This is a genomic window from Streptomyces sp. M2CJ-2 (assembly GCF_016757295.1).
Lineage (GTDB): Bacteria > Actinomycetota > Actinomycetes > Streptomycetales > Streptomycetaceae > Streptomyces.
Genome location: NZ_JAESIF010000132.1, coordinates 1 through 8,845, shown reverse-complemented (window position 1 = coordinate 8,845; position 8,845 = coordinate 1). Strand labels below are relative to the sequence as shown.

Annotated in this window: 10 protein-coding genes and 1 pseudogene; 5 read left to right on the top strand and 6 right to left on the bottom strand. The window is 69.8% G+C overall.

Features of this window, described 5'->3' with window-relative positions:
• Positions 1–154 precede the first annotated feature (154 nt).
• Positions 155–721, bottom strand: a complete 567-nt coding sequence (locus JL475_RS37260; protein WP_202282653.1) for a hypothetical protein — start codon at positions 719–721, stop codon at positions 155–157.
• 247 nt (positions 722–968) lie between these two features.
• Between JL475_RS37260 and JL475_RS37255 the strand changes: the two are divergent.
• The 3 genes and pseudogenes from JL475_RS37255 to JL475_RS37245 form a co-directional block, all read left to right on the top strand.
• Positions 969–1,130: pseudogene (locus JL475_RS37255) on the top strand (IS6 family transposase); the annotation flags it as partial.
• A 420-nt stretch (positions 1,131–1,550) separates the two neighbouring features.
• Positions 1,551–1,901, top strand: coding sequence for a hypothetical protein (locus JL475_RS37250; protein ID WP_237409375.1), 351 nt, complete (start codon positions 1,551–1,553; stop codon positions 1,899–1,901).
• Between the two features lie 381 nt (positions 1,902–2,282).
• Positions 2,283–2,825, top strand: a complete 543-nt coding sequence (locus JL475_RS37245) for a hypothetical protein (protein ID WP_202282652.1) — start codon at positions 2,283–2,285, stop codon at positions 2,823–2,825.
• A 344-nt stretch (positions 2,826–3,169) separates the two neighbouring features.
• Here JL475_RS37245 and JL475_RS37240 read toward each other — a convergent pair whose 3' ends face one another.
• The 3 genes from JL475_RS37240 to JL475_RS37230 form a co-directional block, all read right to left on the bottom strand.
• Positions 3,170–3,553: a hypothetical protein gene (locus JL475_RS37240; protein WP_202282651.1), complete on the bottom strand. Its 384-nt coding sequence runs from the start codon at positions 3,551–3,553 to the stop codon at positions 3,170–3,172.
• A gap of 67 nt (positions 3,554–3,620) precedes the next feature.
• Positions 3,621–3,998 carry a hypothetical protein gene (locus tag JL475_RS37235; RefSeq protein WP_202282650.1) on the bottom strand — a complete coding sequence of 126 codons (378 nt, stop codon included), beginning with the start codon at positions 3,996–3,998 and terminating at the stop codon, positions 3,621–3,623.
• The gene (locus tag JL475_RS37230) at positions 3,995–4,372 is read right to left on the bottom strand and encodes a hypothetical protein (RefSeq protein ID WP_237409373.1); all 378 of its coding nucleotides are present in this window, start codon (positions 4,370–4,372) and stop codon (positions 3,995–3,997) included. Before JL475_RS37230 ends, JL475_RS37235 begins: the two co-directional genes overlap by 4 nt.
• Positions 4,373–4,429: 57 nt before the next feature.
• Between JL475_RS37230 and JL475_RS37225 the strand changes: the two genes are divergently transcribed.
• The gene (locus JL475_RS37225) at positions 4,430–5,575 is read left to right on the top strand and encodes an ankyrin repeat domain-containing protein (RefSeq protein ID WP_307825314.1); all 1,146 of its coding nucleotides are present in this window, start codon (positions 4,430–4,432) and stop codon (positions 5,573–5,575) included.
• A 147-nt stretch (positions 5,576–5,722) separates the two neighbouring features.
• Here the strand turns inward: JL475_RS37225 and JL475_RS37220 are convergent, their stop codons facing one another.
• Positions 5,723–6,430, bottom strand: a complete 708-nt coding sequence (locus tag JL475_RS37220; protein WP_202282646.1) for an SMI1/KNR4 family protein — start codon at positions 6,428–6,430, stop codon at positions 5,723–5,725.
• A 190-nt stretch (positions 6,431–6,620) separates the two neighbouring features.
• Between JL475_RS37220 and JL475_RS37215 the strand changes: the two genes are divergently transcribed.
• The gene (locus JL475_RS37215; protein ID WP_202282644.1) at positions 6,621–6,857 is read left to right on the top strand and encodes a hypothetical protein; all 237 of its coding nucleotides are present in this window, start codon (positions 6,621–6,623) and stop codon (positions 6,855–6,857) included.
• A 39-nt stretch (positions 6,858–6,896) separates the two neighbouring features.
• Here JL475_RS37215 and JL475_RS37210 read toward each other — a convergent pair whose 3' ends face one another.
• The gene (locus JL475_RS37210; RefSeq protein ID WP_202282642.1) at positions 6,897–8,108 is read right to left on the bottom strand and encodes a hypothetical protein; all 1,212 of its coding nucleotides are present in this window, start codon (positions 8,106–8,108) and stop codon (positions 6,897–6,899) included.
• Positions 8,109–8,845 lie beyond the last annotated feature (737 nt).

Below are 8,845 nucleotides of genomic sequence, written 5' to 3'. Positions count from 1 at the left end.
GCGCACCTACCCCGACCAGCACCACTACCAACTCGACGCCTGATCAACGACTTTCCCTCGGAAGGAGCCGCACCCTTTGCCGTTCCTCCCCTGCGTCCCCCAACGGCCCCGCTCCCGATCGTCCCGTCCCGCCGACCGCCTCACAGTTGGGGCCTCACAGTTGGGGAAAGACCAGGGCGAAGAAAAGCCACAGCAGGAGGGCCCAGAACAACGACGCGACGAGGGAGACCAGAAGCGAATTGCGCCACTTCAGCACCAGGAAAGGGAACAGTACGAGTGCTGCCCAGAAACGGCCCACCTCGATCGCCATCCGCGCGGCATCCGAAACCGTCGCGGCTCTGCCTTCCACAAGGTGACGGATGAGCCGCTGGGAGACAAACCCGTACAGGCCGAAGACGATCGGGAAGAACCAGAGCGGCGTGACACCGACCAGTTGCTCTTCCGCAAAGTCGTCGAACATGACCAGGTAAATGACCGCGGCAGTGGTCAAGCCTACGAGGAGCGCCGCCAGATACAGCACCTTGAGGGAGACGGACTCCCGATACGAGCCGACCGGGACGGCCGGGCCGATGGAGGCGGCATAGGGGACGGCCGGCTGAGGGACGGCCGTGACCTGATGGCAGGACGGACAACGGACATAGGTGCCCGCCTGAGCGGCCGACACCGCCATGGCGTGGCCGCAAACGGCATGGAATTGGAACTGCCCTTGCATCACGTTCATCTCCCCGAAAATGTTTACCGCACGGCGTAGCGGTGACGGCAAGCCCGGCCGCATGGTTGAAGGCACCGCACCGCGCCAGTTCGCCTGATACAGACACGCGGCACCGAGGAGCGGTTCCCCTCATCGCCCCTGGCGTTCCCCGGACCGGACGCCCCGCCGTCGCAGGGCAAACTACTGCAAGGCACGGTCCCGTTGACTGACCGGGTGGGATGATCTTCTGGTTGGTCATGCCGGGGAGGGGGCGCCCGTGGACAGCGCGCCGCCGTCGCACCCGGGGCACCGGTACCCGGTGGAGGTCATCGCGCACTGCGTGTGGCTGCACTTCCGCTTCCCCCTCGGCTTCCGCGAGGTCGAGGAGCTGATGCTCCAGCGCGGCGTCCTCGTCTCCCACGAGACCGTCCGCTGCTGGTCCGCCACGTTCGGCCAGGCCTCCGCGAACGGCCTGCGCCGCCGGCGTGCGAGGCCAAAAAGCCGCATCGCCGCCGAACTCACCGCACACCACGGAAACACCCCCCGCACCTGGGAACGCCTCCTCACCACAACCGCGACCCTCCAGGACCACACCCCCGACACCCCACCCAACAACGAGCCCGGGACAAGGCCCTGAAGAACAACCCCACACCACAGAGGTACGAAAGCGACGCCCAGGTGTGTCAACGGCCTTCTGGTCCAAGAAGACCGTTGACAGGCAAGATCGGCGAGGACCAGGAACAGAGGAAGAGCGAGAGCTCCGGCTCGGGACGTGGATCGGGAACCAGCGGAGCAGAGCCGCCACACCCACCCCGGAACGGATCGAGCTACTCTCCGCCATCGGCATGCACTGGACACGGTGACCGGACCGTCGTTGACGGCTACGTTGTGGAGCGCGGCAACCGGATTGGACGGCGAAGCGGACGTGGAGGGGCAAGGGATGAAACGGTTATACGGGCTTGGCGTTGCGATAGCCGCCGGGACGGCGGCGCTCCTGCTGACGGGATGTAACGCCCCAACGGATTACAGCGAGATCGTCACGTTCACCGACGAGCACGGCCGCGTCTGCACCGCAGCGGTGGTCGTTGACCAGGAACAGAACAAGAACGAGGACTACGAGATCTCCAGCCTCGACTGCGACTACCCCCCAGAAGGCCAAACACCTGGGCCCACCCGCTACTCACCCTTGCCAGAGCGGGATGCGAAGTGACCGGCGTCAGCTGCGATGGGCCGTCGGCATGACAGCCGCCAGGCCACGAAATACCACTCCCAGTCAGCGACGAGCCCGGCCCACATGGCCAGCCACCAGCAAGGCGTTGTCACGTTGTTGAGTATGTGAGTGCCTGACGGTGTGTCGGGTGTGGTGGGACCGGGGTCCGGCTCCGGGCTCAGGCTGCGGCAGGCAGGCCGGCGACGCCGGTGACCTGGTCCCAGACGGCCCGGACCCTGGGCGCGGCGATGTGTGCAGAACACTTCTGGCGCAAGGGATTTGCGCGGAATCCGCCTCCTGCGGCCGGCCGCTCCGTGTGGCAGCATGCCCTCCGGATCTTCCGTTCCGCCATCGGCCCACGTACCTGTCACGGAGAGAATCATGCGCGTGTGCGTCATCCTGTCGGCGAGCGTGGCCGCCGCGTTTCTCACCCTCACCGGATGTTCGGCCGACGAGTCCTCGAGCGGCGGTAGGGAGAACGGGTCTTCGCAGGAGCGGACGCCGCCACTGAAGGACGCGGACGCCGCGCTGACCGAGGCGGTGGAGAAGTACACCGCCGCCTACTTCGGCGGAGACGCGGCGACCACGTTCGGAATGCTCTCGGAGCGCTGCCGGGGCGTGGTCGACGACGAGATGGACCACGCGGCCGAGGGCGAGGAGGGGGAGGCCCACGGCCACGCCGATGAGAAGGGCGGGGACGACCACGCCGCCGAGCACGGTGGCACCGCGTACGAGGCCGCAGTGGCGCAGGCCGCCGAGAAGCACGGGCCGCGGCGCGCCACCGGTGTCAAGGTGCGCGGGGAGACGGTGGGCACGGAGGACGGCCGGGTCCTCGTGGAGTACGAGGTCGAGGGCGTTCCGGATTTCGGCCAGGAGCAGCCGTGGCTGAAGGAGCGGGGCGACTGGAAGTACGACGCCTGCTGAGGCGGTGCCCGGCCGGCGGTGGTGTGCTGCCGGCCGGGCGAGCCGGTGACCGCGGCGTCACCGGGCGGCCCGGCACCGTGCGAAGCACACTGGTGGTGAGGCGGGGGTGCGGCCGTCGCGCAGCACCACGGGGTTCGCAGTGACGTCAGGACCTGGTGTGAGTAGCCGCCTCCGTGACAGCCGGCTAACCCGATGGCGACCGGACGGCAGCAGCCACCTGGTCACCTCACGACAGCAGACCGCCCCGCATACACGCCCTGCCACCAGGCAGCCAGCGCTCCGGGAAGCTGTCCTCTTTCCGTCCCCGTGGTCTGGCCGTGCCCGTGAGGCAGGCACAGATGGAGTCAGCCCCGGTCGCCGTTGATCCACGCGAGCAGGCGGGCGCGCTTCTTGTAGGAGCAGGGTGCGTAGACGGCGCCGGACGTGGCGTACGTTTCGGACCCGCCCCGCAGGTCGTGCCCGTAGTCGCTGGGGCCGTATTCGCCGTCGCGGCGGCCGTCCAGGTCGTCGGCCCAGTCGAGGAGACCGAAGTCGAGGTCGAGGTTCTCGAGGTACCGGGCGGGGTCGGCCGGCTCTACCGGTGTGGGACGACCGTGTGCCCCGGCGGTGGGCCGGTCTTCGAGGCAGCCGTCGGAGCGCACCGGCTGGCCCAGCCACCACCCGGCCAGGAACACGGCGTACACGGTGGTGGCGGCGCCGAGGCGGCGCGGGGTGATCCAGGCAGGCATCCGGGGAGTGTCGCACGAGGTGAGGCCGGCGCCCGCGGCGGCCAACCCCCCGGGCCACAGTGCCTCGCTACCGCCAGTGGCCCTCGAGCCACGCGCGCAGGCGGGGGCGTTCGCTCGTGTCGTTGGTGCAGGCGACGGCGTAGGTGGTGATCGTGATCGTCTGGGACCGCCTGGCGTCGGCGCCCCCGGGCGGGTGGGAGGCCGGGTCCGGCGTCGGGTCGAGCGGGTGGGGGGAGATCGAGGCGTGCCGTGACGGGTACGCCGTGGGTGTGGGGGTGGGGGTGGGTGCGGTTTCGTACTCCTCGGCGATCCGGTCGCGGGCGGCCCGGTCGGCGTGGCATTCGGGGGTGACCGGCTGCCCCAGGTACCAGCCCGCGACGAACACGCCGTAGAGCGCGGCGGCGGCGCCGAGGCGGCGCGGGGTGACCCGGCGGGGGGTGTTCACCGGCGGCCCCGTGCCGGCACACGGGCGGCGTCCCACAGCGCCCGGGCAGCGGCTGCGGCGTTTGTGGCCCGGCCGTCCCGGAGGAACCGGCAGGCGGTCGCGAGCGCCCCCTCCCGCAGGGCGGCCCCATGGCCCAGGGTCGCAAAACAGCCGGTGCCCACGCCGGGCGCCGGGCCCCCGGTCCTGAACTGGTTCCCGGTGCCGTGGCGGGGGCCGGCCGAGTGCCCGGCGACGCCGTGGTCCGGGTCCGCGCCGCCGCTTGGGCCGGCGGCGAAAATGAACCCGGCGCCGAACGCGGCGGCGGTGCAGGCTGCCCCGGTTTTGGGGGCGGCGCGGGGGCTGACCCGGCGCAGGCCGGGCGGTGTTGTGCTCATGCCGAAGGACCCTACCCGCCGGTGCAGCCCTCTCTGCCGGTATGCGTGTCCCCCGGCATGCGGCCGGCGCGGGTGTCGCGGGGCGCGGGCCGCGCGGGGCCGGACGGCAGGCGCTCGCGCTGCGCACGATTCCGGAGGCGAGGGCAGGCGCGGACCACTCCACTGACCCGAACCCGACACATCACAGCCGCTGTCAGTGCTGTTTGTGATGATCACGGGATGAGTACGAGAGACTTCTGGCATCTCCAGGACTGGAACGATCCGGCATCTGTCCGGGCGCGGCTTGCGGGCGGGGAGTCTCCGACTGCCCGCTACCGGTCATGTGGGGAGACGCCCCTGCATCTGGCGGCAGCCGCGGGTGCCGCTGAGGCGGTGACCGCGATGCTCGCCTACACGCGGGAGGTGGACATCCCTGATGAACGGGGGCGTACGCCTTTGTGGTGGGCGGTCGAGCACCTGCAGGAAAAGACCGTGCGGCTGCTGCTGGAGGCGGGAGCCGATGCGTGGCGGCCATGTGTAGGTGCGTGGACACCGGGGCGGCTGGCCCTGACGACGGACCTCGCACCCTTGGTGGAAGGCATGCCCGGGGCAGTGCCGTTGACGGTTGCGCAACGGGCCGAGCAGGCACGGGCGGACCGGCTGATCGGCGTCTTCTCGGCAGAGAAGATCCATACCGAGGGCCTGGGCGTGACCTTCACCGATGTCCTCGGTGAGGAGGAGGTCATCCGTCGGCTCGGTGCCGATCCTGCAAAGTGCCCCGTTTTCCAGCAGGATTCCGAGATGGACCAGATGGACCTGTTCGACGCCGTCGGGAACTATGCGGTGGGCGTCACCGGTACCGCGCTGGGCTGTATCATCAGCCAGCCCTTTTGGAATGCGCTGGACGACGACGAACTGGCCCGCAGGCTGGCGCCGGCCACCACCTACAGCCTCTTCTTCAACCCCAAGGGCGGCACCTCCGGCACGCTCTACCGCGACGGCACCGAAGTACGGCATGAGGAGATAGGTTCTCTGACGCCGTTCGCGGATGACCCGCCGGAGCACTGGCTCTACCGCTTCTGGCAGCAACCCTGCATGCCCTTCCCCCATGGGGATGCCAACCTCCTCGCGTATGCCTGCGCGATGGGAGGCATCACCAAGGCAACCGGCAGGGACTGCTGGGCATTGAGCCGTGGACCGCGCCGTATCGTGCGGTGCCGCTGAGGTCTTGAGAAGCCGTATCTGCGATGTCTCGGCCTCGGGTCGGTGCACCACCCTGGGACATAGCGCGCCGTGACTGGGAGCGCGCAGCCGCGACGGACCGCGTTTCTGTCGAGGCCCGCCGCGGCCGACTTCAGACCCGGGAGAAGCTCAGAGGCCGCCTTCGGGTACCCACGTCCAGGCGTCGCCGCCGAGTTCGTCGAACGGATCGCCGTCGCTGTCCGGCCAGCCGAGCGCGCCGCCGGCATGCAAGGCGGGCCGGTAGCCGAAGACTGTGCCGCCGCCGTTGAGCGCGGCCGCGATCTGCTCGATGTAGTCGACCAGAGTGCCGATCTCGAACTCCACGTGCCCCGCATCGCCCCATGCCCCGATCTGCCCGTCTTGGGGATCGAGGAAGAAGCCGGACATGGAGGAGTCGAGGGTGTCGGCGGCGAAGGGGATGAGCCGGTGGTACTCCTCTTCGATGCCCTGATGCACCGGATGCTGCATCATCACTTCGTCGAGGGGGAACCAGGCGAAGCCGGTGTGGATGCCGGGGCCGGGCAAGAAGAGAGCGGCGGCCCACTGCGCCTCCCAGCTGCGGGAAGCGTCGTCGGCCGGTGCGGGCAGCGGTCCCTCCACGTGCGGGTGGTGCCCGAACTGGTCCTGGTCGTACCCTCGGCTGCCGTCGTGCAACAGATAGAGCGCCCGGAGAGCCGGGGGTAGGAGGAAGCCCATCGTGGCCTCCCAGCGCTCGATCCGGTCCAAGGCGGCGGGCGGGTTGAGCATGGCGCGCGAGGCGGGAGCGTGGCGGCCCATCCACATCTCGATCTGCTTCCATGCCCGCTGTACGCGTATGAAATCGTCGCTGCTGGTCACACCGGGGAGCGTATCGAGCGTGGCCGGGGCCGTACGTCACGCACCTGCTGGGCATCGCCGCCGTCAGGACCACCGCCCGGTGCTCACCGGAGTTCATCGCCTCGCACGCACGCGACCCGCGCGCCTCGGGGCCCGCCGCCCACGGCGATCCCGGTGCGGAAGAACAACGCGCGCCGGGCGAGAACCCGGCATGACCGACCGCCGCCCGCTGGGCACCGGACCCGCCCCTGCCGAGCCGCCCCGCACGGACGACAGACCGCCCCCGGCGCCACGCGCCCAACTCGCCGCAGAGCGCCTTCCCGCCGCCGCCCCGACCACTGGCGACCCGATGCCCGCGCGCCCGGTCACCGGGCGCCGCGCCCTGGACGCCGACCCCGGCGGCGCTCCGCAGCCACCCACAGCCGAAGGCGCAGCTGCGCAGCTGTGACTCAGCGCTCCAGTTGGCGAGTTTCGCCAGGTATCACGCTCAGGCTCCCGGTGTGGCGTGTGCCTTGTGCACCCCTCCACTTGGGTCGATGCTCCAGGAGCTGCGCGACTGAACGTACAGAAGACCGGCCTTCCTCGGCACGATGGCCGCTGCCGTGAACTGCCCGTTCCCCTGGCACAGGAGCGCCCCGAGCGTGAAGTTCGATCGAAGTACGTGGAGCGAGAAGGCGGTCCCGTCATGCTGAGTGATCCGCAGGGGCACCTGGCCGCCGGGGTGCCGCAGGACGTAGGAGCCGGTCGATTCCAGCTCTCCCTCCAGGAGCGGGATCTCCTCCGGCGGATGCAACCAGATCCGCCACCCTCCCTTGGTGTTCATCTGGAGGCGTATCGCGTCCCGACCGTCGGCCTCGACCGGAACAATCGCCCGCGTCAGCGGGGAGCCGTGCGTGAGGATCCGCCTGGGTCGCCCGTTGCCGTCGGGCGGGCTGGTCAGCTCGACCCAGGAGTCCGCGGCCCGCTTCAGGTGGACCACGAGCAGGGCGGGCTTCCGAGGGTCGGTGCGGACCAGGTGGACTCCCTTGCCGCCGTGGCTCTCCCAGCGCTGCCGCGCACCCGTGTTCCCGGGCCAGGTCTCGTAGGGGTCAGGAGACGCGAGCGGGGAAGCCGGGCGCGGAAGCGCTGCGGTCGGGCGACGCTCCGGGCGCCTCTTCGCGCCTGCGGCGGAGGCCGGGTTCGGGCTCGGTCCGGGCCGCGGGTGCGGAGCGGGCCGCCGCTCCCGCAGACCGTTCTCGATCGACGGCATCCCCTCCGCCAGGCGTACGGCGTCGGCTGCACACACGGCGATCATCCGGGCGGCCCCCTCGGAAGGCGCCCAGCGGACATCCTCGGTCGACTGCCCGTGGCGGGGGTCGAAGAAGCACAGCGGACGCCGCTGCGGGCGTGGCTGTCCTTCGATTGCGGCGTCCACACAGGCCAGCGCATGACGCCCCTCGTCGAGAGTGCGCAGCACATCGGCGGCGTCCCGGAGGTTCCGATCGCCGACGAAGTTCTGCTTGGCCTGCTCGTACGCGTCAAGCGCCCGTTGGTAGTCAGCAAGGAGAGCGGGAACGTCCTTGTGGTGGCCTGGTTCGAAGGAATGCCCAGCGAGCGCCTCCCCGAACGCGGTGATCTCCGCATCGACCTGGGCGAGTTCATCCTTGCGCCTGCGTCCCCGGAACAGACCGGTGATCGCTCCCACTATCCCGTCAGTCACGCAGGTGATCGTAATCGGGTCGGCCAGGTCGGGTGTGCCGCTTACCGCCTGCACGTCCCACTTTCCCCGCCGCCTCGGACGCCCGGCCTCCGCCAACTCGAGCGCTCACCCGCCAACTGAAGTGCTCAGTGTGCGACACGAGGTCGCACCACGTAAGTAAGGACAGTCACGTGAAGGAGGTATCGATCGGCTGAATTTCGGGCCAGTGTCCAGGGCCCGTCCCCGCGCTCCCATGCGTCGCTGGCAACGGCGGGGTGTGAAGCGGAGCGTGCAAGCCCAAGAGCGTCCCGGCCATCGGGATGCAACAGGTGAGGGGAAGGCTGGACGGGCGAACGCAAGTGAACCCTTGATGATGCCTCGTGATTTTAAGACCGCGTCGATGGCGTGTTGGCGGCGGTCACAGGACCCGGTGCTGAAAGGCACCAAGCGACCTTCGGGTAACTGAGCCCGGAGGGAGGACACCGCTGGTCCCGGGGTAGAGGGGGCGCCCACCCCAGCCGCGTCTTACTGGTGCGGAACGTGAAAACCCCGTCGAGGTCCAAGCCACCGGCTTGGTAGGCCAACTGCAAGGGAGGTTGAAGTCCCCGGCGGGTGTCAAGCCCCGGGTTTGGTGGACGGTGGGTTAGCTGGTTTTCAGGGTGAGTTCTGGTGCGGGTGATGCAGTGTGGAGGGCCTCGTACTCGGCGGGCGGGAGGTGCCCGAGCTCTCCGTGGAGGCGTCGCCGGTTGAACCAGTCG

Coding starts and splice junctions, on each gene's coding strand:
- JL475_RS37260 (WP_202282653.1), bottom strand. CDS start 721: ATGAACGTGATGCAAGGGCAGTTCCAATTCCATGCCGTTTGCGGCCAC.
- JL475_RS37245 (WP_202282652.1), top strand. CDS start 2,283: ATGCGCGTGTGCGTCATCCTGTCGGCGAGCGTGGCCGCCGCGTTTCTC.
- JL475_RS37240 (WP_202282651.1), bottom strand. CDS start 3,553: ATGCCTGCCTGGATCACCCCGCGCCGCCTCGGCGCCGCCACCACCGTG.
- JL475_RS37230 (WP_237409373.1), bottom strand. CDS start 4,372: ATGAGCACAACACCGCCCGGCCTGCGCCGGGTCAGCCCCCGCGCCGCC.
- JL475_RS37225 (WP_307825314.1), top strand. CDS start 4,430: ATGCGGCCGGCGCGGGTGTCGCGGGGCGCGGGCCGCGCGGGGCCGGAC.
- JL475_RS37215 (WP_202282644.1), top strand. CDS start 6,621: ATGACCGACCGCCGCCCGCTGGGCACCGGACCCGCCCCTGCCGAGCCG.